General features: G+C 70.4%; 26 protein-coding genes. 10 read left to right on the top strand and 16 right to left on the bottom strand.

What is annotated here, in order from left to right:
* Positions 1–144: 144 nt before the first annotated feature.
* The gene (gene helR / locus ACZ5CR_RS17385) at positions 145–2,310 is read right to left on the bottom strand and encodes an RNA polymerase recycling motor ATPase HelR (RefSeq protein WP_468858183.1); all 2,166 of its coding nucleotides are present in this window, start codon (positions 2,308–2,310) and stop codon (positions 145–147) included.
* Positions 2,311–2,576: 266 nt separating this feature from the next.
* On the opposite strand from helR, the gene ACZ5CR_RS17380 reads away from it, so the two are divergent.
* Positions 2,577–3,782 carry a serine hydrolase domain-containing protein gene (locus ACZ5CR_RS17380; protein WP_468858182.1) on the top strand — a complete coding sequence of 402 codons (1,206 nt, stop codon included), beginning with the start codon at positions 2,577–2,579 and terminating at the stop codon, positions 3,780–3,782.
* Positions 3,783–3,888: 106 nt separating this feature from the next.
* Positions 3,889–4,575 carry a TetR/AcrR family transcriptional regulator gene (locus tag ACZ5CR_RS17375; RefSeq protein WP_468858180.1) on the top strand — a complete coding sequence of 229 codons (687 nt, stop codon included), beginning with the start codon at positions 3,889–3,891 and terminating at the stop codon, positions 4,573–4,575.
* Between the two features lie 52 nt (positions 4,576–4,627).
* On the opposite strand, the gene ACZ5CR_RS17370 is transcribed toward ACZ5CR_RS17375, so the two are convergent.
* Both ACZ5CR_RS17370 and ACZ5CR_RS17365 read right to left on the bottom strand, forming a co-directional pair.
* Positions 4,628–5,101, bottom strand: coding sequence for a carboxymuconolactone decarboxylase family protein (locus ACZ5CR_RS17370; RefSeq protein WP_468858179.1), 474 nt, complete (start codon positions 5,099–5,101; stop codon positions 4,628–4,630).
* Between the two features lie 142 nt (positions 5,102–5,243).
* Positions 5,244–7,850, bottom strand: a complete 2,607-nt coding sequence (locus tag ACZ5CR_RS17365) for a glycoside hydrolase family 3 protein (protein WP_468858177.1) — start codon at positions 7,848–7,850, stop codon at positions 5,244–5,246.
* A 405-nt stretch (positions 7,851–8,255) separates the two neighbouring features.
* On the opposite strand from ACZ5CR_RS17365, the gene ACZ5CR_RS17360 reads away from it, so the two are divergent.
* Together ACZ5CR_RS17360 and ACZ5CR_RS17355 are read left to right on the top strand one after the other, a co-directional pair.
* A complete protein-coding gene (locus ACZ5CR_RS17360; protein WP_468858175.1) occupies positions 8,256–9,191 on the top strand; it encodes an NADP-dependent oxidoreductase in 936 nt (311 codons plus the stop codon).
* Positions 9,188–9,916: a GNAT family N-acetyltransferase gene (locus ACZ5CR_RS17355; protein WP_468858174.1), complete on the top strand. Its 729-nt coding sequence runs from the start codon at positions 9,188–9,190 to the stop codon at positions 9,914–9,916. Before ACZ5CR_RS17360 ends, ACZ5CR_RS17355 begins: the two co-directional genes overlap by 4 nt.
* A 116-nt stretch (positions 9,917–10,032) precedes the next feature.
* On the opposite strand, the gene ACZ5CR_RS17350 is transcribed toward ACZ5CR_RS17355, so the two are convergent.
* Positions 10,033–10,470: a VOC family protein gene (locus tag ACZ5CR_RS17350; RefSeq protein WP_468858172.1), complete on the bottom strand. Its 438-nt coding sequence runs from the start codon at positions 10,468–10,470 to the stop codon at positions 10,033–10,035.
* Positions 10,471–10,552: 82 nt separating this feature from the next.
* Here ACZ5CR_RS17350 and ACZ5CR_RS17345 point away from each other — a divergent pair, with 82 nt between their 5' ends.
* A complete protein-coding gene (locus ACZ5CR_RS17345) occupies positions 10,553–10,942 on the top strand; it encodes a (2Fe-2S) ferredoxin domain-containing protein (RefSeq protein ID WP_468858170.1) in 390 nt (129 codons plus the stop codon).
* A gap of 31 nt (positions 10,943–10,973) precedes the next feature.
* Here the strand turns inward: ACZ5CR_RS17345 and ACZ5CR_RS17340 are convergent, their stop codons facing one another.
* Together ACZ5CR_RS17340 and ACZ5CR_RS17335 are read right to left on the bottom strand one after the other, a co-directional pair.
* Positions 10,974–11,489 (bottom strand): FBP domain-containing protein, encoded by a 516-nt coding sequence (locus ACZ5CR_RS17340; protein ID WP_468858168.1) that lies wholly within the window; start codon positions 11,487–11,489, stop codon positions 10,974–10,976.
* Between the two features lie 270 nt (positions 11,490–11,759).
* Positions 11,760–13,112, bottom strand: a complete 1,353-nt coding sequence (locus ACZ5CR_RS17335; RefSeq protein WP_468858166.1) for a 6-phospho-beta-glucosidase — start codon at positions 13,110–13,112, stop codon at positions 11,760–11,762.
* A gap of 139 nt (positions 13,113–13,251) precedes the next feature.
* On the opposite strand from ACZ5CR_RS17335, the gene ACZ5CR_RS17330 reads away from it, so the two are divergent.
* Positions 13,252–14,130 carry a hypothetical protein gene (locus ACZ5CR_RS17330; RefSeq protein WP_468858165.1) on the top strand — a complete coding sequence of 293 codons (879 nt, stop codon included), beginning with the start codon at positions 13,252–13,254 and terminating at the stop codon, positions 14,128–14,130.
* A 111-nt stretch (positions 14,131–14,241) separates the two neighbouring features.
* Here the strand turns inward: ACZ5CR_RS17330 and ACZ5CR_RS17325 are convergent, their stop codons facing one another.
* From ACZ5CR_RS17325 to ACZ5CR_RS17300, 6 genes are all read right to left on the bottom strand, one after another.
* Entirely contained in the window at positions 14,242–15,168 is a 927-nt protein-coding gene (locus ACZ5CR_RS17325) for a LysR substrate-binding domain-containing protein (protein ID WP_468858163.1), read from the bottom strand.
* Between the two features lie 57 nt (positions 15,169–15,225).
* Entirely contained in the window at positions 15,226–16,578 is a 1,353-nt protein-coding gene (locus tag ACZ5CR_RS17320) for an MFS transporter (RefSeq protein ID WP_468858162.1), read from the bottom strand.
* Between the two features lie 66 nt (positions 16,579–16,644).
* On the bottom strand, positions 16,645–17,793 hold the full coding sequence (locus ACZ5CR_RS17315) for a M20 family metallopeptidase (protein WP_468858160.1): 1,149 nt from the start codon (positions 17,791–17,793) through the stop codon (positions 16,645–16,647).
* Positions 17,793–18,467 carry a DUF1028 domain-containing protein gene (locus tag ACZ5CR_RS17310; protein WP_468858158.1) on the bottom strand — a complete coding sequence of 225 codons (675 nt, stop codon included), beginning with the start codon at positions 18,465–18,467 and terminating at the stop codon, positions 17,793–17,795. Before ACZ5CR_RS17310 ends, ACZ5CR_RS17315 begins: the two co-directional genes overlap by 1 nt.
* The gene (locus ACZ5CR_RS17305; protein ID WP_468858156.1) at positions 18,464–18,958 is read right to left on the bottom strand and encodes a RidA family protein; all 495 of its coding nucleotides are present in this window, start codon (positions 18,956–18,958) and stop codon (positions 18,464–18,466) included. Before ACZ5CR_RS17305 ends, ACZ5CR_RS17310 begins: the two co-directional genes overlap by 4 nt.
* A gap of 10 nt (positions 18,959–18,968) precedes the next feature.
* A complete protein-coding gene (locus ACZ5CR_RS17300; RefSeq protein ID WP_468858154.1) occupies positions 18,969–20,255 on the bottom strand; it encodes a flavin-containing monooxygenase in 1,287 nt (428 codons plus the stop codon).
* Between the two features lie 233 nt (positions 20,256–20,488).
* On the opposite strand from ACZ5CR_RS17300, the gene ACZ5CR_RS17295 reads away from it, so the two are divergent.
* Positions 20,489–20,641: a hypothetical protein gene (locus tag ACZ5CR_RS17295; RefSeq protein ID WP_468858245.1), complete on the top strand. Its 153-nt coding sequence runs from the start codon at positions 20,489–20,491 to the stop codon at positions 20,639–20,641.
* On the opposite strand, the gene ACZ5CR_RS17290 is transcribed toward ACZ5CR_RS17295, so the two are convergent.
* Together ACZ5CR_RS17290 and ACZ5CR_RS17285 are read right to left on the bottom strand one after the other, a co-directional pair.
* The gene (locus ACZ5CR_RS17290) at positions 20,634–20,924 is read right to left on the bottom strand and encodes a hypothetical protein (RefSeq protein ID WP_468858152.1); all 291 of its coding nucleotides are present in this window, start codon (positions 20,922–20,924) and stop codon (positions 20,634–20,636) included. The two genes, ACZ5CR_RS17295 and ACZ5CR_RS17290, sit on opposite strands and share 8 nt — an antisense overlap.
* Entirely contained in the window at positions 20,924–21,460 is a 537-nt protein-coding gene (locus ACZ5CR_RS17285; RefSeq protein ID WP_468858150.1) for an HAD domain-containing protein, read from the bottom strand. The genes ACZ5CR_RS17290 and ACZ5CR_RS17285 overlap by 1 nt, the downstream gene beginning before the upstream one ends.
* Positions 21,461–21,799: 339 nt before the next feature.
* On the opposite strand from ACZ5CR_RS17285, the gene ACZ5CR_RS17280 reads away from it, so the two are divergent.
* From ACZ5CR_RS17280 to ACZ5CR_RS17270, 3 genes are all read left to right on the top strand, one after another.
* Entirely contained in the window at positions 21,800–22,417 is a 618-nt protein-coding gene (locus tag ACZ5CR_RS17280) for a hypothetical protein (RefSeq protein WP_468858148.1), read from the top strand.
* Between the two features lie 373 nt (positions 22,418–22,790).
* Complete coding sequence (locus tag ACZ5CR_RS17275; protein ID WP_468858146.1) at positions 22,791–24,074, top strand: MFS transporter; 1,284 nt, start codon at positions 22,791–22,793, stop codon at positions 24,072–24,074.
* A 117-nt stretch (positions 24,075–24,191) separates the two neighbouring features.
* Complete coding sequence (locus tag ACZ5CR_RS17270) at positions 24,192–24,665, top strand: excalibur calcium-binding domain-containing protein (protein ID WP_468858145.1); 474 nt, start codon at positions 24,192–24,194, stop codon at positions 24,663–24,665.
* 28 nt (positions 24,666–24,693) lie between these two features.
* Here ACZ5CR_RS17270 and ACZ5CR_RS17265 read toward each other — a convergent pair whose 3' ends face one another.
* A complete protein-coding gene (locus tag ACZ5CR_RS17265) occupies positions 24,694–25,218 on the bottom strand; it encodes a thioesterase family protein (RefSeq protein WP_468858242.1) in 525 nt (174 codons plus the stop codon).
* 38 nt (positions 25,219–25,256) lie between these two features.
* Positions 25,257–26,249 (bottom strand): 3-hydroxyacyl-CoA dehydrogenase NAD-binding domain-containing protein, encoded by a 993-nt coding sequence (locus ACZ5CR_RS17260; protein ID WP_468858144.1) that lies wholly within the window; start codon positions 26,247–26,249, stop codon positions 25,257–25,259.
* Positions 26,250–26,279: the final 30 nt, after the last annotated feature.

Below are 26,279 nucleotides of genomic sequence, written 5' to 3'. Positions count from 1 at the left end.
CGACCTTATGAGGTCATGCATCACGCATTGGGCATATATGTGCCGACATGCCCGCCTCACCCTCGCCTCACCTCCGCCTCACCCCCGCACCACTCGATGGCGCGCTCGGCCGCGTCCCCGGCGGCCGAGCGCGGGCGCGCCTCGTCAGCTGGTGAGGATGACCAGTTGCCGGGTCGCGCGGGTCATCGCGACATAGCGGTCGACCGCTCCTTCGATGCCTTCGCCGAAGGCGTCGGGGTCGACGAGGACGACCAGGTCGAACTCCAGCCCCTTCGCGAGCTCCGGAGTCAGCGAACGGACGCGGGGCGTCGCCCGGAAGGCCGGGTCGCCGATGACACACGCGGTCCCGTCGGCGTTGGCGGCGAGCCAAGTGCCGAGGACCTGGTCCAGATCCGCGCCGGAGCCGTGGACGACGGGGATGCCGTTGCTGCGGACGGAGGTCGGCACGTTGGCGTCCGGGAGCGCCGCCCGGATGACCGGCTCGGCCTCCGTCATGACCTCTTCCGGCGTCCGGTAGTTGACGCTCAGGGACTCCACCTTGACGCGGTCGAGCCCGATCCGCTCTAGGCGCTCCTGCCACGACTCCGTGAACCCGTGCCTGGCCTGCGCGCGGTCACCGACGATGGTGAAGCTCCGGGACGGGCAGCGAAGGAGCAGCATCTGCCACTCCGCGTCGGTCAGCTCCTGCGCCTCGTCCACGACGACGTGCGCGAACGGTCCCGCGAGCCGGTCCGGGTCGGCGGGCGGCAGTTCGGACTCGTCGACCAGGCTGACCTGGGCGTCCTGGCCGCGCAACATCGTCACCAGACCTTCACCGTCGTCACCATCCGCACCCGAAGCGGCTGCGGCGTCGATCAGGTTGTCGACGACCTGCGCCATGTGCTCGCGCTGGGCGGCGAGGACGGCTTCCTGGCGACGCTTTAGCCGGGTCGCCTCCGGATCGCCGAGCCGCTGTCGCGCCGCGTCCAGGAGCGGCAGGTCGGACACCGTCCAGGCCTGGGGGGCTTCCTTGCGCCGCAGCTTGCGCACCTCGTCCTGACTGAGCCAGGGGGCGCACATCCGCAGGTAGGCGGAGTTCGACCACAGGTCACCGACGAGGTCCGCCGCTTCGAGCAGCGGCCACGCGCGGTGCAGGGTGGTGACCAGCTCCTCGTCGTGCCGCAGCGACCGCTCGAAGAGCTCGCCGGGAACATCGCCGTCGAGCTTTTCGAGGAGGATCGCGACGAGCTCCTCCCAGACCTGCTCGCGCGCTTCGTTGTGCGCAGTGCCGCGTCCCGCCGCGTCGAACGCCTCGGCCCAGTCGTCGGCGCTCAGCCAGACGTCGGCCCAGTCGGTCGAGACCGTCATCCCCTTGGCGGGCGGCTCTTCATAGAACCTGACCGCCTTCTCGATCGCCTTCACCATGTCCGCGGACGACTTCAGAAGGGCCACCTCCGGGTCGGCCTCGGCCCCCGCGTCCGCTCCCTCGGTCACGAGGTCCTGCAGAACGCAGGTCTGCACGCCCTCCTCTCCGAGGCTGGGCAGGACGTCGGCGACGTACGACAGGTAGGGCCGGTGCGGGCCGACGAACAGTACGCCGCCCCGGCTGCGACCCAGGCGGGGGTCGGAGTAGAGGAGGTAGGCGGAACGGTGCAGGGCGACGACGGTCTTGCCCGTGCCGGGACCGCCGTCGACGACGAGGGCGCCGCGGGACCCCGCGCGGATGATGGCGTCCTGGTCGGCCTGGATGGTGGAGAGCACGTCGCGCATCTGGGACGACCGGTTGCCGCCCAGGCTGGCGATGAAGGCGGACTGGTCGTCGAGCGCGGCGTGCCCCTCGAGACCGTCGTTGGTGAACACCTCGTCCCAGTAGTCGCTGATCCGGCCGCGGGTCCAGCGGTATCTGCGGCGGCTCGCCAGGCCCATCGGGTCGGCGTGGGTCGCGGCGAAGAAGGGCTCGGCGGCGGGGGCGCGCCAGTCGAGCAGCAGCCGCCGTCCCTCGCTGTCGGTGAGGCCGAGCCGTCCGATGTACACGGGCTCGGGGTCGTCCGCGCTGACGATGCGCCCGAGGCACAGGTCGAGCCCGAAGCGGCTCAGGGCGCGCAGGCGACCGGTGAGACGGTGGATCTCCAGATCCCGGTCCATGGCCTCCCGGCCCATGCCACCGGGTGCCTTGCGCTGGGCGTCGAGGCGGTCGGACACCTCGGCGATCGTCTGCTCCAGGCTCAGTTCGATGGCCGCGAAGTGCTGCTCGTCGTGGGCGATCAGCGCCGGGTCGGCCTTGGGGGCGAGATGGGCGGGAAGGTCGAACGCGGACAGCAGCGCAGGCACTTAGTGGATCTCCCGTTTCGGCAGGTGGTGGCTTCGGCCTGCGATTGTGCGGTACCACCGGGGCCTTGCCGCAAGCCCCCCGGTGCGCTATAAGTTAAGAGTGGCAAGGAGTGGGAACACCTCCTTGCCTTTCTCTTTCTCTCTCATTCCCTCTCTCCCCTCCCTCCCCCTCCCCCTCCCTGCTGCTGCGCTCTAGGTGCCGTGGGCAACCATGCGCGAGGATGTGGCGGGTCGGCGCTTCCAGCGAACGAGGAGAGTCACGAGTCATGACCGCACGCATCCATGGCACCTGCGCCCCCGGATTCGAGGGCGTACGCGAGGAATTCGAGCGGAACTTCACCGAGCGCGGCGACCTCGGGGCGTCCGTCGCGGCCACGGTCGACGGGGAGTTCGTCGTCGACCTGTGGGGCGGTGACGCGGACAAGACGGGCACGCGCGCGTGGGAGCGCGATTCGCTGGTGAACGTGTACTCCACGACCAAGGGCATGACCGCGCTGTGCGCACACCTCCTTGCCGACCGGGGCGAACTCGACCTGGACGCGCCGGTCGCCCGCTACTGGCCGGAGTTCGCCCAGGCGGGCAAGGCGGACATCCCCGTGCGCTGGCTGCTGAGCCACCGTTCCGGGGTGATCGCACCGCACGAACCCATGACGTCCCAGGACCTCTACGACTGGGAGAAGGTGTGCGGGGCGCTGGCCGCGACACCGCCGTGGTGGAAGCCGGGTTCGGCGCAGGGATATCACGCGCTGACCTTCGGCTATCTGGTCGGTGAGGTCGTCCGGCGGATCACGGGCGTCTCGCTCGGTACGTTCCTGCGGAGCGAGGTCACGGAGCCGCTGGGAGCCGATGTCTACATAGGCACCCCTGAGAGCGAGCACGGCCGGTGCGCGAACATGGCGAAGCCGCTCACTCCGGACGGCCCGCGCAGCGCGCTCGGCTCCGCTCCTCCGCCCGCGCCGCCGGTGAAGTCGATCGACGACCATCCGATGGCCGCCGTCACGCTGGCCCTGCAGTACCTGCCCGTCGGCAACGTGAACACCGCGGCCTATCGGTCCGCCGAGATCCCCGCGGCCAATGGGCACGCGTCGGCGCGGGGTCTCGCGACGGTGTACGCGGCACTGGGAGGCGGGCAGCTGACGAGCGCCTCGGCGCTCGAGCGGCTCAGGACACGCCAGGGGCAGCCCGACGAGCCGGACCTGGTGCTCGCGGCGGGGACGGCGTGGGGTGAGAAGTGGGAATGGGGGCTCGGCTACATGCTGAACCTGTACGGGCAGGCCGGACCCAATCCGCGGGCCTTCGGTCACGGGGGCGCCGGCGGGTCCTACGCGTTCGCCGATCCCGAGAACCGGGTCTCCTTCGCGTACGTGATGAATCAGATGGGCGGCGGGACGTCGGGGGAGGATCTGCGGAGCGTGCATCTGGTGGGGGCGCTGTATCGAGGGCTGAAGCAGGAGGGCCGGATCGAGGGCTGAAGCAGGGGGGGCGGATCGAGGGCTGAAGCAGGAGGGTCGGCGAGGGCGGAGTCAGGAGGTTCCGGCGAGGCCCGAAGCAGGGATCCGGGGAACGTAATCTGCCCCCATGGAGCAGCCCACCCCCCGCCACCGCCCGTCAGGGCAGTACGCCGCCGCCGATCCGCGCAGAGCGGCCATCATCGACGCCGCTCTCGTGCTCTTCGCCAAGGCGGGATACCTGAACTCGTCCCTGGCGAAGATCGCCGCGGAAGCGGGCACCTCCGCCACCGTCATCACCCACCACTTCGGGTCGAAGCAGCGTCTCCTGATGGCGGTCCTCGAAGCCCGCGAGGACCGCACGGTCCGTACGTTCGGACGGCTCGACCCCGGCTCCGGTCCGGGTTCCGGCGACGACGTGCGCGCGCTCTTCCGGGAGGTGCTCGCCCTTGCCGCGTACAACCTCACCCAGCCGGGGCTCATCGAGCTCTACACCAGGCTGTCGGCGGAGGCCGGTGATCCCGCGCACCCCGCGCACGCCTACTTCACCGAGCGGTACGAGCGCGTCGCGGGCTTCCTCGCCTCCGCGCTGCAACGATCGGTCGACACAGGGCAGTTGAGGACCGGCATCGACCCCGAGAGCATCGCCCGCGAGATCCTCGCCGTCTCCGACGGACTCCAGGTCCAGTGGGCCGTCGCCGAAGGGCGCCTGGACTTCGTCGGGTTGTACCGCGCCCATCTGGACCGGCTCACCCGGGCCCTCACCGTGGACGGGAAGGGCTTGGGTGAGCCGACCGAGACGGAGCGGCTCCTCTAGGCCGTCACGACGTCACGACGTCACGCCGTCAGGCCGTCATGCCGTCACGCCGTCATCCGAACTGGCCGACCTTGTAGTCGCCCGCGGGCTGCTGGTTGATGACGTTGAGGCGGTTGAAGGCGTTGATGACGGCGATCTGGGTCACCAGGGCGGCGAGCTGGTCCTCGTCGTAGTGCTTGGCGGCGTTCGCCCACACCGCGTCGCTGACACCGCCCGCGGCGTCCGCGATGCGCGTGCCCTCCTCCACCAGCTCAAGGGCGGCGCGCTCGGCCTCGGTGAACACCGTGGCCTCACGCCAGGCGACGACGAGGTTGAGGCGCACCGAGGTCTCCCCGGCGTGCGCGGCGTCCTTGGTGTGCATGTCGACGCATCCGGCACAGCCGTTGATCTGGCTGGCACGGAGCATCACCAGTTCACGCGTCGCGGCCGGCAGAGTCGACTGCCTGAGCTCCATACCCGCGGCGATGATGTGCTTCATGGCCTTGGCCGCGACCGGCTTCGACATGAGGTTCAACCGAGCTTCCATGGTGCGCTCCTGTTTTGTCGGTGCTGGTTACACACCTAGGACGAGCCGACCCCCACCGACTGTGACACGACCGAAGGTGACGTACGTCTCCCCACGCGCCCCCACGCGATTCCCCGTACGTCACTTCGTACGTCATCTGCCCCTAATGCGCCGCCCCGGTCAGCCGGATGTCGCGCGACGACGACCCGACGTACACCGCGCGCCGCCCCTCGGGGCGCACCCAGCGGGCCCGGTCCGTGTCCCAGTACGACAGCCGCCGCTCGGCGACCCGCACCGTGATCCGGCGCGACTCCCCCGCGCGGAGTTCGACCCGGTCGAAGGCGGCCAGCGTCTTCACGGCCATCTCGACACCGGCACCGCGCGGCGCGCCCACGTACACCTGCGGGACCTCCGCACCCGTGCGCCGCCCCCGGTTGGTCACCGTGAACGACACCTCGTAGCCCGCGCCCGCCCGGCGCACGGACAGGTCGCGGTAGCCGAACTCCGTGTAGGACAGGCCGTGTCCGAAGGGGAAGAGCGGCTCGATGCCCGCCTTGTCGAAGCCGCGGTAACCGGTGAAGATGCCCTCGCTGTACGTGACCACTCCGTCGACGCCGTAGTAGCGCTCGGGGTGGGCCGGGTCCAGGGTGGGGTGGTCCGTGTCCTTCTTCGGCCAGGTCACCGTGGCCTTGCCGCCCGGGTTCGCCCGGCCCGTGAGGAGGTCGGCGGTGGACCAGCCGCCCTCCTGGCCGACGTAACCGGTGTGCAGGATCGTGCCGACCTCGCGGCGCCACGGCATCGTCGCCGGGCAGCCGGTGGTGAGGACGACGACCGTACGCGGGTTGGCCTCGGCGACCGCGGCGATCAGCTCGTCCTGGTGGGCGGGGAGCGTGAGCGTGGTGAAGTCGCCGCCACCGCCGACCGAGCCGCCCGAGCCGTTGAAGGCGAAGACGACCGGGGTGTGGACGCGCCGGGCCAACCTCGCCGCGGCGGCGACGGACGCGGTGCGCTGACCGGGTGTCACCCAGGCGAACCGCACCTGGACCGGGCCGCGTTCGGCGATGGTCGAGGCCCAGCCGGTGGCCTTCACGACGACCTGGTAGGACCTGCCGCCGGTCAGCTCGACGGGCTCGGCCTGTCCGTTGTCGAGGCCGTCGGTGGTCGGGACGATCGAGGACCACTTGCGGGCGAAGCTGTCGCGGGCGCCCGCCGCGGTCGTCAGCTCCTTGCCGTCGAGGCTCAGCGAGACCGCCGCGCCCCAGCCCTGGATCTTGAGCGCGTACTCCCCGCTGGTGGGCGGCACGAAGGTGCCGGTCCACTCGGCCGTCGTGCCGACGGGGAGCGCCTTGTCGCCGACGAAGTCGACCTTCTTGTCGGTTCCGTCTGTGCCGCCGCCCTTGCGCGTCAGTCCCTCGGGGAACGCGGATGCGGGCACGGCCGTGCCGGTGAGGTCCACGCCGACCTCGTACGCGATCTTCCGCTTGGTGCTGCGGCGCAGCGCATCGAGCGGGCTGATCAGGCGCTCCTCGAAGCCGTACGCGCGCTCGCCCGAGACCGATGTGGCGACCTGGCCCGCGGTCGGGCCGATGAGCGCGAGGTCGCGCAGCGCGGCCTGCGACAGCGGAAGGCCGCCGTCGTTGGCGAGCAACACCGCGCCCTGCGTGGCGACTTCGCGGGCGACGCGGGCGCCTGCCCTGACGTCGATCTTCTTGCGCGCGGGGACGCGGCTGCCGTCGAGCATGCCGAAGGCGTCGTACCGGCCGAGGATGCGGGCGACCGCGGTGTCGAGAGCGCCCTCGGGGATGGAGCCGTCCTCGATGGCCTTCTTCAGGGGCTCCCCGTAGAACGAGCCGTCCCACATCTGCATGTCCTGCCCCGCTTCGAGCGCGGCCGTGGAGTGGGTGGCGCCCCAGTCGGAGGTGACGAAGCCCCGGAAGCCGAGTTCGCCGCGGAGGATGTCGGTGAGGGTGGTGCCCTGCTCGGAGTTCCACGCGCCGTTCAGGTGGTTGTACGCCGACATCACCGAGGCCACTCCGGCGCGGACGACGGCCTCGAAGGCGGGCAGGTACAGCTCGTGCAGGGTGCGGTCGTCGACGACGAAGTCGTAGGAGTTCTCCGGCTTCTCGCGGTCGAACTCGTGCAGGCGCTGGTTGTTGGCGAGGAAGTGCTTGGCCTGGGCGAGCATGCCCTGCGCCTGGACGCCCTCGACCTGGGCTGCGCCGATCAGGCCGTTGAGGTAGGGGTCCTCGCCCGACTGATCCTTGTTGCGACTGAAGAAGGGCGTGCGGGAGAGCTCGATCTGCGGGGCGAGCAGGACGTCCATGTCCAGGGTGCGGCCCTCGCGGCCCATGACCTCGCCGTACTCGCGCGCGAGGTCGAGGTTGAAGGAGGCGCCGAGCGTCGCGACCGGCGGGAGGCCGGTCGCGGACTGGGTGACGTTCACGCCCGCGGGGCCGTCGGTCAGGCGCAGCTCCGGTATGCCGAGGCGCTCGATGCCCGGCAGGTATCCCGCCTGTCCCAGTCTGCGCGGGTCGGTGGCGCCGTGGACGAGGCTGATCTTCTCGTCGAGAGTGAGGCGGGCGATGAGCCCCCGGACGCGGCGCGTGGCGGCGGCCGCGCCCGGGGAGGCGGTGCCGGTGCCTTGGGCGGCGGCATCGGCGGCTGAGGCGGGGGTGGCGACGGCGATCGGGCCGGCGGCGGCCACGAAGGCGAAGGCGGCTGCGGTGCCGCCCAGTTGCTTCATGAGTTCACGACGTGTGGTGGCAGGCATGGCGAAACGGCCTCCGAACGCGGCTCTGGGCGTGCCGAACTGGGTCGGCGACGCCAAGAGCTGAATGCGTCATCCGCGCCAGTGCGGTTTACGGGGCCTGAGTCTTGATTGGTTGAACACTTAAGGTCAAGGCTCGCGTCAGCAAAACTTTGCCGAGTGTTCAGTTTTTTGGCGACGGCTGGGAGGCGGCCGTGTCGACGGCTGGGAGGCGGGCGCGTCGGCAGTCGAGAGGCGGCCGTGTCGGCAGTCGGGAGGGCTCGTGACCGCCTCTGTCATTGCGACCTCGTGAACGCCGCGTCGAGCGGGGAATAGAAGGGCGATCATGGCCGTCCTCAAAGGTGTCACCCACAAGGCGACACGACACCCACGTCGATTCATGGTTCACGGTTCGAAGCGAGGGAGCACATGTCCAAGGCGTACGCATTCACCCGGTTCGGCGGCCCCGAAGTGGAGGCCTTCGTCGACCAGGACCCGCCGGAGCCGGGACCGGGCCAGCTCTTGGTCGCGGTCCGGGCGGCCGGGGTCAACCCGGTCGACTGGAAGCTGCGGGCGGGCAAGCGGAGGCCGGGGGCGCCGCCCGCCGAGTTCCCCGAGGTACTCGGCAGCGAGGTGGCCGGCGTGGTCGAGGCGGTCGGCGCGGGCGTCGAAGGCTTCGCGGTCGGCGACGCGGTGTTCGGCAACCCGGACACCGGCGCCTACGCCGAGCACACCCTCCTGCCCGCTTCTCTCGCCGCGCACAAGCCGGAGGGCCTGACCTTCACGGAGGCCGCCGCGCTGTCGGTCGCGGCGGCGACGGCGTACGACGGTGTACATCAGCTGGCTCTGCCCGCCGGGGCGACGCTGCTGATCACCGGGGTCGGCGGCGGTGTGGGTGTGGCCGCGGCGCGGTTGGCGCGGCACCTCGGGGTTCATGTCGTGGGCACGGCGAGCGCGGGCAAGAAGGACTTCGTCGAGTCCCTGGGTGCGGTGCATGTGCCGCCGGGGCCCGATCTGGCGGACCGGGTGCGGGCGGCTGCGCCGGGCGGTCACGTCGACGCGGTCTTCGACCTGGTGGGCGGCGAGGATCTTGTGGCGGTGGCGTCTCTCCTGCCGCTTCCCGGTCGCGAGGGGAAGCTGATCACGGCTGCGGCCAAGGAGACGGTTGCCGAGCTCGGCGGGGTGGCGGTCGCGCGGGCGCGGACCAGCGAGGTTCTGGACGCGGTGGCGGAGCTTGCCGTCGCCGGGGTGCTGCGTCCTGAGGTGACGGCGACGTATCCGCTGGAGCGGGCCGACGAGGCGCTGCGTGCGGTGGAGGACGGGCACGTGCGGGGCAAGGTCGTCATTGAGGTGGGGGCGGCGTGAGGACGGCTGGCCTCGATGCCCAGAGCAGTGCGGAGCCCCGGGAGGACCGGCATCCCCTGGACAACCCCGCCTACGCCGCGTTGAACGGGCCCCATGCCCGGTTCGCCGAGCGGCGCGGGCGCGTGGTGCGGTACCAGTCGGACGTGTCGCCGTGGCTCGGTCTGCCCGATGCCCCGGAGGCAGGTGACTGGGCGGATCTCGCCGCGCTCGCGGGGCCCGGCGTCGAGGTGCCGCTGCCGGGTGTGCGGGTGGCTGTGCCGGAGGGGTGGGAGGTGACGTTCGACATGGAGGGCGTGCAGTTGGTGGATGACGGGGTTGCCGCGGCGCCCGATCCGGAGGCTGTGCTGCTCGGGGCGGACGACGTGCCGGACATGCTTGATCTGGTCGCGCGCACGCAGCCCGGTCCGTTCCTGCCGCGCACCGTCGAGCTCGGCACGTACCTCGGCATACGTCGCGGGGGCGCGCTTGTCGCGATGGCCGGGGAGAGGTTGCGTCCGCCGGGGTGGACGGAGATCAGCGCGGTCTGCACCGATCCGGCCCACCGGGGGGAGGGCCTTGCGACGCGGCTGATCCTGGCGGTGGCGGACGGGATCCGCGTCCGCGGGGAGACACCGTTCCTGCACACGTCGGCGCGGAACACCGATGCCATCCGGTTGTACGAGTCGCTGGGGTTCCGGCTGCGGCGCAGGACGAGGTTTCTGTCGGCTCGGGTGCCGGTGGGCTGAGGGTTCGGCGGTGACGGGGGCGGTGCTGGTCCGGTTGTGGGGGCGGGTGAGCGGGAGGGCCTGTTCGGTCAGATGAGGACGCGGGGTGAACAGGCGGGCGGGAGCCCCCTCCGGGGTCAAAGAAGGCAGAACTCGTTGCCCTCCGGGTCAGCCATCTCCACATGGTCCGGCTTCCCCCGCACCTCATGCTCGCGCAGCACCCTCGCCCCCGCGGCGGTCAACCTCTCCACCGCCGCGACGACCCGTGGCCACCGGACCTCCCAGGGAGTCTCGCGGCCGCCGCCCACCTGCACATCCAGGTGGAGCCGGTTCTTGCCCGCCTTCGACTCCGGGACTTTCAGGAAGGAGAGGCTGGGGCCCGAACCGTCCGGGTCCGACAGATAGGCGCCGTCGTCCCACTCCTCCCGCGGAACCTCCTGGTGCGCGAACCACTCTTTCCAGCTGGCGAAGCCGGCCGGTGGTGGCTTCTGCGCGTAACCCAGGGCGAGCGACCAGAACTTGGCCAGCTCGCCCGGCCTCGCGCAGTCGATGGTCACGGTCCACTTGGTCGACATGGATGCTCTCCCTCTCCCTCACAGGATGCGATGGACCGAGCGTGCCATGAGGCACTGACAACGGGGCTGCGATGATCAACGGATGAGTCCCGTCATCTCCATCGGATCCGCCGCCGTCCGCCCCTGCACACTGGTCGTGTGCCGAGGCTGCTGCTGCGGCGACGCGCGCAAACACCCCGGCATCGACCACGACTGGCAGCTTGCGCGGATGCGGGCCGCCGCCGCGCAGTCCGCGGGGCGGTTCGCGGTGCGTACGAGTGAGTGCCTCGGGCCCTGCGGGCAGGCGAACATCATCGTCGTACAGCCCTCGCGAGAGGGGCGTCGGCGAGGTGGCCGAGCCGTCTGGGTCGGCTTCGCCATGGACGACGAGTCCATCGACGAGATAATCGCGTGGGCCGAGGCGGGTGGGCCCGGGCTCGCGGCGCCGTCGGCGGCGCTCACGCTGCAGGTGGTCGATCCGCGGAAGGTCTGAGCGTCAGGCCGCCGTCTTCAAGCCGTCGTCTTCAGGCCGCCGTCTTCGAGCCCTCGATGACCTTGTCGAGGAAGCCGTGCAGGTTCGCCACGGTGCGTGCGTTCTGCTCCTCCAGCGTGAGGCTCTCCTCGAAGCGGCGGGCCAGCGCCGTCGTCTTCTTGCCCCGTACGTAGAGGGAGCAGGCGAGGTCCGCGCAGATGTAGATGCCGACCGAGTTGCCCTGGCGGCCCGCCGGGCCCGCGAGGGGCGCCACGAGCAGCGTGATGCCCGAGCCGGACTGCGGAGTCACGCAGACCGAGCAGATGCTGGACTTGAGCAGGCTCCTGCGCGCGCCGGTCGACGCACGCAGGGCGATGCCCACGGGCTCGCCGTCCCGCTCCGTCACGATGTAGCCGCGGTCCGGGGCCTTGGGGTCGCGCCAGCCGAGGAAGTCCAGGTCCGACCAGGGGGTCTCCGGGAAGCCCGCAGGGAGAGTGAGCCTGCGGGCTTCGCCCTTGGAGCAGTTGACGAAGGCCGCGCGAATCTCTTTCTCGCCGATAGGTTCCATGATCCGGAATTTACCAACGCGAGCGCCCAGCCGTCCTCCCCTTTTCCGCCGGGAGAGCGGACAGGGGGCAAGCCACCGCGCACCCGCAGTCGGCGACGCGCGGACGCGCGCGAGGGGACGTGCCGGTGTCTTTGCCCGGAGCACGGTTGGCTTCACTCCGGAACCGAAGCAGCGAGGCGCCCACCGGCGGACGGCGGGGACGGACATACCGGCGCGGCCCCGCCCCACAGACGAACCCGCACCGCACCCGCTCGCCACGCCCGCCCCGCATCACCCCAGATACCCCAACCCCGGATGCACCCCCCGATACCCCTCCACCAACCGCCGCGCCACCGCCACGGAATCCACCAGCGGATGCAGCGCGAACGCCTTCACCGCGGTGGCGCGAGAGCCGCTCTGCGCAGCGGAGAGCACCTCCCGCTCCACCGCCTTCACCGCGCACACGAGCCCCGTCGCATGCCCGGGAAGCGGATCGACGGCCATGGGATGCGCGCCATTGGCATCGACGGAGCACGGCACCTCGATCACCGCGTCCGCGTCGAGGGCCGAAAGGGTCGTACGGTTGCGGACGTTGAGGATCAGCGTCGTCCGCTCGTCCCGGGCGATCGCCCGCATCAGGGCGAGGGCGACCTTCTCGTACCCACCGGATTCGAGGTCCTCGGCCGCACGCTCCCCGACCCCCGCGGCCTCCCGGTTCTCGGCCATGTACGTGGCCTCACGCTCCGCACGCGTCGCGTCCCAGGCCTTCAGCGCCGAGGCCGAAGGCGACACCTCCCCACGCCTCAACTCCTCGTAGAACCGCGCCTGTTGGTCGCGCAAGAACGCCCCCCGCGTCTGCTCGGCCTCCTGATAGGCGCGGACCGCCTCGCGGTTGAAGTAGTAGTAGTGCAAGTACTCGTTCGGGACGGAGCCCAGCGACTGGAGCCAGTCCGCGCCGAACAGCCGCCCCTCCTCGAACGAGCCCAGCATCTCCCTGTCGCCGAGCAGCCGCGGCAACTCGTCGCGTCCCGCGATCCGCAGGCCCCGCAGCCAGCCCAGGTGGTTGAGCCCCACGTAGTCGATGAACGCCTCGTCGGGGTTGCCGCCCAGCATGCGGGCCACACGGCGTCCCAGGCCCACCGGCGAGTCGCAGATGCCGATGACGCGGTCGCCGATGTGCCGGGACATCGCTTCGGTGACCAGGCCCGCGGGGTTGGTGAAGTTGATGACCCAGGCGTCCGGGGCGTGCTGCCGCACCCGGCGCGCGATGTCGACGGCGACGGGCACGGTCCGCAGGCCGTACGCGATACCGCCCGCGCCGACGGTCTCCTGCCCCAGGACCCCCTCCGCGAGGGCGACCCGCTCGTCGGCCGCGCGCCCCTCCAGGCCCCCCACCCGGATCGCGGAGAAGACGAAGTCCGCGCCCCGCAAGGCCTCGTCGAGGTCGGTGGTGGCCGTGACGGTGGGCGCGTCCGGCACTCCGGCCGCCTGGTCGGCGAGGACGCGGGCGATCGCGCCGAGCCGGCCCGCGTCCAGGTCGTGCAGCACGACCTCGGTGACCCGGCCTTCGGCATGGTCACCGAGCAGCGCGCCGTACACGAGCGGAACGCGGAATCCGCCGCCACCGAGAATGACCAGCTTCATGTCTCAACCACCTTCTGTCGGAACACCTGGCGTCCGGCTCACGCACACCTGTCGACCTGTCAGAACTCACCCATCGACAGAGGTCACGTTACGTACGATGGCCCGGCAGCGATCGACCCCCCACGGAGGTAGCGCACAGATGACACCCCTCAAGACATCCGCGAAGGCGTCCGCCGCCCTGCTCGGCGCCCTCGCGCTGACGGTGGCGACCGGCGTCGGCGCCCAGGCCGACACCGCTCCGAGATCCCCGGGCGGCTGGCAGGAGTCCGGCGTCTCGACGGTCGACTCCCTCACCGGCAGCCAGGGACTGGCGAGCCGCGCCGACGGCAGCCTCCTCTACCGGGGTCTCGCCTCGGTCCCGCTCGACCTGCGGATCAAGGGCTGGACCCATGTCGGCGACCCGGACATAGCCGACGGCCACACCGTCGACGCCTACCAGGGCGGCGACGACGCGAAGTCGAAGATGTTCGCCGTGACGACACCCGGCGACAAGCGCTACCTCTACGAGCACAAGCTCGACGCGGGCGAGAAGCTCAACAACTCCTTCGCGGCCGTCTCGCCGGACAAGCAGTGGCTGGTGTCGGGCGAATGGGGCGACCAGAACCGCCTCCAGGTCTTCCCCGCCCCGCTCCTCAACTCCTCGACCCCGCCCACCGGCGGCGCGCTCCCCCAGGCCGGTCAGATCTCGCTGGACAAGCCGGTGCGCGACATCCAGGGCTGCGACTTCGTCTCCGACACCCGCCTCGTGTGCGCGTCCAACGACGCGTCGAAGGAGCTGTGGCCGGAGGACCGCCCCGTGCTCCAGGTGGACCTGGCGCACGCGCTCGACGGGAAGCAGGTCACGGGCAAGGTCACGAGCCTGTTCGCCGCCCCGCAACGGAGCATCTGCTCCGGCACGTTCGAGACGGAGGGCGTCGACTACGACGCGGCGCGGCGCACGCTCCGCGTGGAGGTCGTACCGCCGGTGCCGTGCCTGGTGACGACATCGGTCTACTCGTACCGGCCGACGACAGGCTGACCACGACGGGCTGACCACGGCGGTGGACCACGACAGGCTCACCTGCCCGGCACCACGCAGGACCCCACCGCCCTCGATCCCCGCGCCGCGACCGGTGTCTTCTCGCTCGGCTCAGGCCTCCCTGGGCCGGGCGGCGATCTCGCGCAGCAGGGTCATCACCGCTCGGGCCCGGGCGCTCTGCGCCACACCGCCCATGGAGACGATCTTGACTTCCAGCGGCGGTCCACCGTCCCGCAGCAGGAGTTCCGCGACCTCTCCGCCGCCGTAGGTCTGGCTGGTCGCCGGCCGCTGGTTGAGCACGGAATACCCGAGTCCTCGTGCCACGAGCGAGCGCACGGTCTCGTAGCTGCGGGTGCGGTACCGGACGTCGGGTGCGGTGCCGGTCGCGGCCACCAGCGCGTGGAAGTAGTCGCGGCTGTGCGGGAGGTCGAGCAGGACCAGCGGCTCGGCGGACAGCTCGGCCAGTTCCACACTGCCCTGCCCGGCCAGCGGGTGGTCGGCCGAGACGATGACGTAGGCCGGAGCGCGGGCGATCGTCTCGCTGTGCAGGTCCGGCTCGGACGACAGACCGAGGCCATAAGTGAGGGCGAAGTCGATGCGTCCCGCCGCGAGGGCCTGGACGAGCTGGTCCGTCTCCGCCTCCACCACGTCGATCTCTATGCCGGGATGGCGCCGGGTGAACTCGGTGAACAGGGGCGGCAGATAGTACGGGGCCAACGTCACGAAGCAGCCGACGGCAACCGGCCCGGAGAGGGTCTCCCCGTCACCTCGGGCCTCCTGCTCGACCTCGCGGGCACGCGCCAACAGGTCCCGCGCCTGCTGCTGGAGCCGCTCCCCGGCGGGTGTCAGGGTCAGGCCCCGGCCCCGTCGCCGGATGAAGAGCTGCACCTGCAGGTCCTGCTCCAGGTTGTAGACGGCGGCGGAGACGGCCGACTGGGCGATGTGCAGCTCGGCCGACGCCTCTGTCATGGAGCCGCGCTCGGCGGCCACGAGGAAGTAGCGCAGCTGAACGAGGGTGAAACCCAGCGGTGACGTCATGCGAGAACCTTGCGCCCGGTGAACCGTGTCTGCGCCGACCCTATGCGGCGTTGCCGCCTACACCCGCTCGGCGGGCGCGTCGGAGACGTCCTCGGGGCGCAACAGCGTCGTGCCGACGGTCTCCTTCAGGGTCAGGGCGGCGACCAGGCCGCCCACGGCGAACACCATCAGATACGGGCCCGGCACCAACGTGCTGCCCGTCGCGGAGATGAGCACGGTCATCAGGTAGGGCACGGTCCCGGCGAACAGCGCCGCGGTGATGTTGTACGCGACGGAAAGACCGCTCTGGCGTGTGCGGGTGGGGAAGATCTCCGCCGACCAGACCGCGTAGGTGCCGAGGATCGCCGCCAGGATCACGCCGAGCGTCAGACCGGCGATCCAGGTACCCACGAGTCCGGTCCGCATCAGGAGGAAGGCCGGGGTGGACAGGATGAACAGGGCCGCCGTCGCCCCGATGAACACCGGCTTGCGTCCCACCCGGTCGGAGAGCGCGCCGAACAGCGGCACGAGCGCGAGACCCATCAGCGAGATGGCGGTGGACAGCAGGGCCGCGTTGCCGTCCGAGTGGCCCAGGTGGTCGGTCTCGTAGGTGACGAGGTAGGTCAGCACGGCGTAGAAGGGCACGTGCATGGCCGCCATCAGGCCCGCCGCCTGGAGCAGTTCCCTCTTGTGGGAGCGGAGCAGTTCCCGGGCGGGGCTGGTCGGAACGGTGTCGTTGGCTTCGAGCGCCCGGTACTCCGGGGTGTCCTCGATCTTGCTGCGGATGATGAAGCCGATGACGCCGAGGGGCGCGGCGATCAGGAAGGGGACGCGCCAGCCCCAGGCGATGAGTTGGCTCTCGTCGAGTGCGGAGGACAGGAGGAGGAAGACGAACGAGCCCGCGAGGAAGCCGAGCAGGGAGCCGACCTCCAGCCAGCTCACGCCGAATCCGCGCCGGCGCCGTGGCGCGCTCTCGGCGAGGAAGCTGGCCGCGCTGCCGAACTCGCCGCCCGCGGCGAAGCCCTGGATCAGGCGCAGCACCACCAGGAGTACCGGGGCGGCGATGCCGATCGAGTCGTAGCCGGGAAGCAGACCTATGGTCAGGGTCGCGCCCGACATCATGAAGATGACCAGTGACAGGGTGCGCTTGCGGCCGATCCGGTCGCCGAGCGGTCCGAAGACCAGGGCGCCGATGGGCCGGATGCCGAACGAGACGGCGAACACGCCGAACACGGCGAGCAGTCCGGTCGTCTTGTCGTCGGCGGGGAAGAACACGGTCGCGACGGTGCCGGCGAGATAGGCGTAGGCAGCCCAGTCGAACCAGTGCACGAACACGCCTACGGCTCCCGCGGCGACACTCCTGCGCAGTGCGACCACGTCGGTGGCCGGCTCGGCCTCGGTGGTCGTGGCACTGCTTTCACGCGTGGGCATACGCGCCTCCTAGGGGGAAAGGGGTTCCGAAGCCGGAGCTGTGCGGGTGCCGCCGATGTCGTGTCGTCAGGGTGCGGGCAGGTCGGTCGGGGGTGCGCTCCGGTCCACGCCCGTCCAGGCCAGCGCGACCGCGCCGTCGAGCAGGGCCCGCTCGGCGGTGCCGCCCACGCAGTGGGCGGCGAACTCGTGCTGGTGGTTGGTGGCGGGCAGGGAGCCGACGCCGATGTACGGGTGGATCGCCGATACGACCTGCGAGACGTTGCCCATGTCGGTGGAGGCACGGTTCATGCGCGCCGCCTGGCCGGGTGGCGCGAACTCCCGGCCCAGGGCGAGGGCGTTGGCCCGGTAGTGCCCGAGGGCTCTCTCGTCCGTGCAGAACTCCGCGTAGGGCTTGCTCTCCGGCTCGATCTCCAGGTCGCAGCCGGTGGCGAGGGCTCCCGCCTCGAAGGCCCGCATGACGCGCGGTTCGAGCTCGGCCAGTTCGGCGAGCGTCTCGGCACGGACGTACCACCGTCCGCCCGCCCGTTCCGGGATGGCGTTCGGGGCGTCCCCGGCGTGCGTCACCACACCGTGCACACGCGCCGAGCCCGGCAGCTGCTGGCGCAGCAGCCCGATGGCGACCTGGGCCACGGTGAAGGCGTCGGCCGCGTTGATCCCGGCCTCCGGGTAGGCGGCGGCGTGCGCGGACTTCCCGGTGTAGGAGATCTTGGAGTGGCTGACCGCGAACGGGCGGGCCTCGGCGACGTCGACGGGCGCCGGGTGCACCATCATCGCGAGATCCACGCCGGTGAAGGCGCCCCGGTCGAGCATCTCGATCTTGCCGCCGCCGCCCTCCTCGGCCGGGGTGCCGTAGACCTCCACCGTGAGTCCGGCGTCGTCGGCGACGGCGGCGAGGCCCAGGGCCGCGCCGACCGAGCTCGCCGCGATGAGGTTGTGGCCGCACGCGTGACCGAGGCCGGGCAGCGCGTCGTACTCAGCGCACAGCGCGATCCGCACGGGCCCGCTGCCGAACCGGGCGTGGAACGCGGTGTCCAGGCCCAGGTAGGACGAGGTGACGTCGAATCCGGCGCGGTCGAGGAGTTCCGGTACGGCCGCGGCGGCCCGGTGTTCCTGCCAGGCGGTCTCCGGGTCGGCGTGCAGCCGCTCGGAGAGGCCGATCAGTTCCTCGGCGTGCCGGTCGACCGCGTGCCGTGCCGCCTCCTTCATCGTCCCCATCACAGGTCTCCCGGAACGCCGTACGAGGGAGAGGTGGCGGGGTCGAGTCCGCGCCGCACGTAGTCGTCCCGTTGCGGCAGCCAGATGTCGAGCAGGTCACCGAGTCGGTCCAGGGGGTCCTCGGCCCAGTCGACCCGCAGGTCGGTGACCCGCCAGCCGACGTCCGCGACGACCGCCATCCCGGCGGAGTACACCGGCCCCTGCTCGCCGCCGGCCGCGACGGCGGCCTTCATCGCGGTGAGCAGCCGCTCCTCAAGCTCCCCGGTGGCGGCGGCGTACGCGTCGAGGAGTATGCCGGGGATGTGCTCGCCGGACAGCATGTTGCCTGCGGCGACGGCGCCGTCCGCGGTGGCGGAGGCGAACGTGCCCAGGGTGTGCGGACCGCTGAAGGCGACTCCCGGCCCTGACCGGCCGAGGACGGTCAACTGCCGGTAGTCGATGGTCTCCTTGTGCGCCGCGGCGCCGGTGACATCGGCCAGGGCGCGTTCGGCGTCGCCGTGGTCCGTCAGGCTTTCCAGCAGGCTGGTGCCGAGCATGGGGTCGGTGATGTTCTGCGACGTCGCTGCGCCGACGCCGGGGCGCAGATGGACGACCCGGGCGGCGACGGCCGGACTCGACGAGCTGGCCGCGATGCCGAACCGCTCGCCGTCCCGGACCACCAGGGAGAACGTCATGCCCGCTCCCCCTCGGAAAGTACGGCGATCTCCGGAAGTACGGCGATCGCGTCGATCTCGCACAGCCACTCCGGTCGGGCGAGGGCGGACACCACGATGCCGGTGGAGATCGGGTGGACGCCCCTGGTCCAGCGGCCCACCGTGCGGTACACCGCCTCGCGGTAGCGCGGGTCGACCAGATAGATGGTCAGTTTGACCAGGTGTTCCATCCGGCCGCCCGCCTCTTCGAGCAGCATCTTGATGTTCGCCATGGCCTGTTCGGCCTGCGCCTCGACGTCGCCGATGCCCACGGACTCACTGGTGTCGAGGTCCTGGCCGATCTGGCCCCGGACGTACACCGTGTGGCCGGCGACGACGGCCTGGCAGAGGTCGTTGTCGAGGTTCTGCTCGGGATAGGTGTCGCGGGTGTTGAACGGACGGATCCGGGTGTGCCCGCCGGCGACGATCGGGGCCTTGGCGCGGGGAGCCCGGCCCTGGTGCGTGGAGGTCATCGTCTGCTCCTCAGGTGGTGGGGGCGGCCGACGCGATGCCGGGCCGGTCGGTGGTGCCGTACGCGAGGTAGCCCCGCCGGGTCTCGATGTGGTCGGCGACGTACCGGGCGTCGTGCCAGACACCCCAGATGAAGCTGGATCCGCGGCGGGACAGCCAGGGCAGGCCAAGGAAGTAGACGCCGGGCTCGGAGGAGATTCCGCGCCGCTGCTGCGGGCGGCCCTTGTCGTCGAAGGCGTCGACGTCGAGCCAGCCGTAATCGGTGGCGAAGCCCGTCGCCCAGACGATCGAGGTGACACCGGCCTCGGCCAGGTCCAGTTCCAGCCGGGGGTCGGTCACGCTGGCCGGGTCCGGCCCGAGGACATGGGCCTGCGGCTCCTCGGGCAGGTCGAGACCGTTGCGCTCGACGTACGCGTCGGCCGCCCGGAGCAGCCCGAGGTACTTCTCGTCGCCGAGCGCGATGTTCGTGGCGAGGTCGGGCGCGAAGCTCAGTACGCCGTCGTCGTAGGACGCGGTCATCCCGAGCAGCTCGATGCCGTCGGCGGCCAGGGCACGGAAGTCCACGGTGTGGCCGCCGCGTGCGCCGCTGACCGCGATGGTGACGTGCTCGGCACCCTGCGGAGGCGTCTCCGCGTCCCAGAGCCCGAGCACCCCCAGCCACCAGCAGAAGTCACGCCCGCGGTACTCGCGCGGAGGACGGTCGTGCGGACCGACGGAGAGGAAGACCCGGCGACCGGAGCGGCGCAACTCGTCGGCTATCTGCACCCCCGAGGAACCGGCCCCGACCACCAGGACCGACCCTTCGGGCAGCTGCTCCGGATTGCGGTAACCACTGGAGTGGATCTGCACGGGGACGGCGCCGTCCGGGACGATGGGCGGGAACACCGGCCGCTGGAACGCCCCGGTCGCCACCACGACGAACCGCGCGTCGATCGAGCCCTGCGACGTCTCCACCCGGAATCCCGGTCGGCCGGTGTGCCGCCGCACATCGGTCACCTCGACGCCGCAGCGGACCGGGGCACCGATCTTCTCGGCGTACGCGGCGAAGTACTCCGCGACCTGCTCCTTCGAGGCGAAGCCGTCGGGGTCGACGTCGGTGAACTCGAGGCCGGGGAAACGGTCGTGCCACGCGGGCCCGTTCGCGACCAGGGAGTCCCACCGCTCCGAGCGCCACCGCTCGGCTATGCGGTGCCGCTCAAGGACGACGTGCGGCACTCCGTGAGCACCGAGGTGCTCACTGGCCGCCACGCCCGCCTGGCCGGCTCCGACGACGACTACTTCGGTTTCTTCGCTCGGCACTTCATCCTCCACTCAGGCGGCAGTTCATCCCGGTGTCGCGTTGACTGTGCTGCCGTGCGAGCCATCCTTGAACGCGGCATGAATTCTGTCCAACAGATGTTTCCGTTGCAGGCGATCTGATTTTCCGATGCGCCGCGACAAGGTGGATGTGCCCGCAGGGGTTCGCACTCACCGCGATGAAGAGGTCCCCACCTGTGCGTGAACAGGGGCGTTCCTGGGAACGGGACAGGATCATGACAGACACCACCACGACCGCCACCCGCCCAGCCCAACGGGTCCGCCAGCTCCTCGCCGCCTCCGTCGGTAACGCCGTGGAGTGGTACGACTGGCACTGTCCAACAGCTCATAGCCGACCGGCGAGTTCAGCCTTCGACCGTGTCATCTAGCCCTTGAACCGCATCTTTTGACTTCCCGCGTCGGCGTAGGGCGCTTGGTGCTGAGGCTGCCGCGTCGCGTGGAGGAGAGCCCGTCGAGGATCATCACAAAGGTCTGCGAATCGACGGCTTCGGCGTGGAGTTCGGCGCGGGGCCGGTAGCTGCGCTCCTGCCCTCGCCGCTCCACCTGCACCATGCCGAGATCTTCGATGAGTTTCTGACGGACGGTCTCGAAGAGGTCCGCGCCGGGCAGAGCTATCGACTGCCCGGCCCTTGGGACGATGGGCAGGTCCATCACGCCGCCCCCTCAGAGAGCCGCGTCGCCCATGCGTTCAACGTCGCGAAGTCCTCGGCCAGCAGGCCGAGACGCGGGTCGACGTGGTGCAGCAGAGCTGACCCGACGTGGTTCTGGGCGACGAACTCCCGATCAAGATCAGTGATTTCGTCGTCCACCCAGGCGAAGGGACGCCCGTCCGCGTACTGGACGATGGTCTCAGTTTTCCAGTGCACCGCAGGCGGCGACTTCCAGAGACTCGATGGAGGCTTCTCGTCCGGCCAAGTGATGACCGGTAGCTCTGGCAGCCCGAGGTGCGGGCCTATCCACTCGTTGGCCTCGTGGCCCCAGGTCGTCGCCCAGACGAGAGAGAACGGCAGCGACAGCAACGCCGCCCCGTGTTCGTGGTTCAGCCAGACCCGCAAGGGCTTCTGGTACGGCTGCTCCCATCCACTCGGGCGCATTCGGTGCGTGCGGTAGCCATCGGGACGGCGGGACGGTTTGGCCATCCAAGGGTTCAGAGGGCCATCCACATCAAGCAGCAGGAGCGGAGGCATGGCTGTGTCTATACCCTCAAACGGTACCGAAGTCCTCACGCATAACCCGACGTTACGCGCTACCAACAAAACGGTCCTGACGTGACCCCTTGACGCCAAGCCTGGACTTGCCAGCTTGACTTCATACCGAGAAGTAAGAAGCCCCCGCCTGCCGTTGACAGGCGGGGGCCTCCCTGAACCCTATCGACAGCACCGCACCCCGCTCTCATCCGCGGGCGGGGTGCGTGTCATTGAAAATTCATCGTCCCGTCACAGTTTCATCTCTTAAGTCGCGCAAGTAACGCCAATCGCCCGGTTCCCCCGATATGGTCATCTCTCGGGAAACACGTGGGGGGCCACATGTCGAACAATCAGCCGCCGCCGTACCAGCCGCCGCCCGCAGGGCCGACGCCCGCACCGGCGGCCCGGCCGAAGTGGGCGCGGAAACGCATCGCGATCCCTGCCGCCGTCATCATCCTCCTCATCGGGGTGGGCATCGGCTCCGCCGGCGGCGAGCAGCAGAAGAAGACGAGCACCGATGCGAAGCCACAGCCGACCCTCACCGTGACCAAGACGGCCCCCGCGAAGGAGGCCAAGGCGAAGGCGAAGCCACAGCCGACGAAGACCGTCACCAAGACGCCGAAGCCGAAGCCGAAGGCTTCCGAGAAGCCAGCCGAGGATGAAGCGCCCGCGGGGAAGGTTGTGTTCAAGGTGTGGGGTTCCGCCCCCTCCGGAGTCGACGTCACTTACGGCAGCGACAGTGACAGCCGTCAGGGGTCGGGCCTGCCGATGACGAAGACGCTGAAGCTGGACTCGGAGGCGCTCTACTACCACGTGTCGGCGCAGCTGACGGGCGGCGGCGACATCAACTGCTCGGTGACTGTGGACGGCGGCCGGCCAAAGAAGGGGCACGCGTCGGGCGGCTACAACATCTGCACCGCGCAGCTCAATGGAGGCGTCACCGGCGGCTGGGACTAGGCCGCGTCTTCAAATGATCATTACTGTTGGATCATGGTTGCGTGATACGTCGCCATGAACTCTCCGCAGTGGAGTGGGAGTTCGTCCGGCCGTTGCTGCCCGAGTCGTCGTGGGGGGCGGAAGCGGCTGGAGGACCGCAGGGTCCTGAACGGGATCGTGCGGAAGTTCCGTGCCGGTGTCGCCTCGCGGGACGTGCCGAGCGCTATGGTCCGTGGGCCAAGCGATCAGATTCTGCCGGAACAGATGGCGGATACGACGCCCGCACCGCACTCCGGAGTCGGCCGACTCCGGCGTGGTGGAGCGGAGGACGGCACGGTATCGACTGCGCGAAGGCGTGCGTGAACAGGGGCGTTCCTGGGAACGGGACAGGATCATGACAGACACCACCACGACCGCCACCCGCCCAGCCCAACGGGTCCGCCAGCTCCTCGCCGCCTCCGTCGGCAACGCCGTGGAGTGGTACGACTGGTACGCGTACACGTTCCTCGCGACGTACATCGCCGACCAGGTCTTCCCCAAGAGCGCGGACAACTCCCTCGTACCGCTGCTCTCCACGTTCGCCGTCTTCGCCGTCGGCTTCTTCATGCGTCCGGTCGGCGGACTGCTCATGGGCACGGTCGCCGACCGGCGCGGGCGGCGTGCCGCGCTCACGGTCACCATCCTGCTGATGGGCGGCAGCAGCCTGCTGGTCGGCCTGACGCCGACGTACGCGTCCGTGGGGGTGCTCGCGCCGGTCGTGCTCGTCCTGGCGCGGCTGCTCCAGGGGCTCTCGGTGGGCGGTGAGTTCGCGGCGTCGACGACCTTCCTCGTCGAGTCCGCGGGGCCAGGACGGCGCGGCCTCTTCTCCAGCTTCCAGTACGTGTCGACGAGCGCGGGCCAGCTCGCGGCGTCCGGCGTCGCGGCCCTGCTCGTCGGCACGCTCTCCGACGGGCAGATGGACGGCTGGGGCTGGCGGCTGCCCTTCTTCATCGGCGCGGCGCTCAGCCTGGTCGGCTTCTGGATCAGGCAGGGCGCGTACGAGACCCATCAGGCACCCCAGGACCCGTCCGAACGCCCCGGTCTCTTCGACGCCCTGCGCAAGTATCCGCGCCAGTCCCTGCTGATCTGCGGCATCACGGCCGGCGGCACGATCGCGTACTACACGTGGACGTCGTACCTTCCGACGTACGCGGAGCTCAACACGGACATCAGCAAGAGCCAGGCCCTGCTGTCCGGCACCCTCTCGCTCGCGTTCTTCGCCCTGCTCCAGCCGGTCGGCGGACTGCTCTCCGACCGTTTCGGCCGCAGGCCGCTCCTGCTCTTCTTCGGAATCGGCTTCGCCGTCCTGAGCGTGCCGCTGCTTCGCTCCCTGAACGGCTCGTTCGGCTCGCTCCTGATGGTGCAGTGCGCGGGCATGGTGCTGCTCACCGGCTTCACGTCGATCTCGGCTGCCGTGAACGCGGAGGTGTTCCCCGCACGCGTACGGGCCGCGGGAATCGGCTTCCCGTACTCCCTCACCGTCGCGCTGTTCGGCGGCACGGCCCCGTACATGGGCACCCTGTTCAAGGAAATCGGCAACCCGGGCCTCTTCCCCTGGTACGTGGCCGTGCTCTGCCTCGCGTCTTCAGCGGTGTATCTCAGGCTCCCGGAAACCGCCCACAAGGAACTGGAGCGCTAGCTGTATTGGCCCGCTGCACTGTTGGTCACGGATACATCACCACTCACACAGAGCACCTTCACATCCGGACATTGCGGGACTAGCGTCATGCCCCTTTCCCGCACCAAGGGGGGCACCATGGCCAATCCATATCCCGCGCCGCCGTCGGCACCGAGGCGCGCTCCCAAGTGGGCACGTAAACGCTTCGTGCTCCCTGCGCTCGTTCTCACCTTCTGCATAGGCCTCGGTGCCGGTCTCGGGGACGACGGCAGCACCAAGGCGAAGGCCGACTCCAAAGGCGCGGGCCCGACGCCGACCGTCACGGCGACAGCGACGGCGACAGCGACCGAGACGGCGAAGCCGAAGCCCGCCCCCACCGTCACCAAGACCGTCAAGACCACGAAGACGGTGAAAGCCACCGTGACCGCCCAGCCGGAAGCGGCCGATCCCGGCTCGGGTGACGACGGCTCCAGCACCGGCGGAGGCGGCAGCGTCTCCTACGGGAACTGCAGTGAGGCCCGTGCCGCGGGAGCCGCGCCCATTCACCGTGGTGAACCCGGCTACGCACCTCACCTCGACCGTGACGGGGACGGCGTCGGCTGCGACAGCTGAGCGACTGAGCAGCTGGGCGGACGTGCCTCTACGGCTGGCGGGGTACGGCGCCGATGGCTCGGCCCGCCCACTGCGGGGTGTTTTCCGTCAGGGATGTCAGGTGTTCGCGGATCGTGTCCGGGAAGGGGGCCGAGCGGCCCGCGTTCTGGTCGACGTGGATGGCGAGGAGTTCGGTGGTCGCCACGGGGGTGGCTTCCGGCGCGATCTGCGCGTCAGGCTCCTCGACCACGTACAGCTCGTGGGTGAAGCGGGCCTTCTTGGCGTCCGCGCCCAGGATGCGGGTGCGGACGGCGAGGTGGGAGCCCTCCGCGACGTCGTCGAGGTAGCGGATGTGCGCCTCGACCGTGTAGAGCGAGCAGCCGGTGGACTCGCGGTATCCCGCGTGCAGGCCGGTCTCGATCATCATGGCGTCGGTGGCGTAGCCGAAGACGAGGACGTAGAACGCCTCGCTCATGTGGCCGTTGTAGTCGATCCACTCGGGACGGACGGTCCGGCGCAGGAGCGGCAGGGGCCCGGTGGACAGGGGCCCGGTGGACAGAGGCTCGGTAGACAGGGGCCCGGCAGGCAGGGTCTCGGCAGGCGTGGACTCGCTCACTTCGTTTCCTCCTTTGTGCGCTGCTGCGGCAGGCGACCCGTCGCCCGCAGTACGTCGATGACCCCCTGATCGCGCTCGGCCACCAGGTCGGCGATGGACCGTCCGTCCGCCGCGTCGTCGCATCCGGCGACCACGGCGTCGTACAGCTCCTTGTCGAGCTCGGGTGCCTCCAGGCGCGTCCACGGCGACTTCAGGGACGGGCCGAAGTGGTCGAGCATGTGGGCCATGCCGCCCTCGCCGCCCGCGAGCGCGAAGGTGAGCATGGGGCCCATGAACGCCCAGCGCAGGCCGGGGCCTTCGGTGATCGAGTCGTCGATCTCCTTCACCGTGGCCTCGCCGTTGGCGACCATGTGCAGGGCCTCGCGCCAGAGGGCTTCCTGGAGTCGGTTGGCTATGAAGCCGGGGACCTCGCTCGCCATGGTGATCACGGACTTGCCCGCGACCTCGTAGAAGCGCGAGGCCCAAGTGACCGCGTGCGGGGCCGTCCTGTCGCCGCCGACCACCTCGACGAGCGGGATCAGGTACGGCGGGTTGAAGGGATGTCCGACGACGAGGCGGCCAGGGTCGGTGGCCTCGGTCTGCATGTCGGTCATCGGGTAGCCGGAGGTGGAGGAGGCGATGACGACTCCGGCGGGAGCGGCGGCGTCCAGCTGGGCCAGCAGATCGCGCTTGAGCTCCAGCTTCTCGGGCGCGCTCTCCTGCACGAACTGGGCGTCGGCGACTGCTTCTTGGAGGGTCGGCGTGACGGTGAGGCGGTCCGGCGACGCGCCTTCGGCGAGGCCGAGCTGCGTCAGCGCGGGCCAGGCGGCGTCGACCAGGCGGCGGAGCTTCTGCTCGGCGTCGGGGGCCGGGTCCCAGGCGGTTACGTCGTAGCCGCGGGCGAGATAGTGGGCCACCCAGCCGCCGCCGATGACTCCGGCGCCGACGCAGGCGATACGGCGTACGTCCTCGGGGGCGCACGGAGCGGGGGGTGTGGTGATGTCGCTCATGGAGGGGTCCTACTCGTCGTGGGGGGAAGT

The sequence above is a fragment of the Streptomyces sp. NPDC031274 genome, assembly GCF_055570235.1.
Note: the sequence above shows the minus strand (reverse complement) of the source record. Positions and strands in the feature narration are given on the sequence as shown.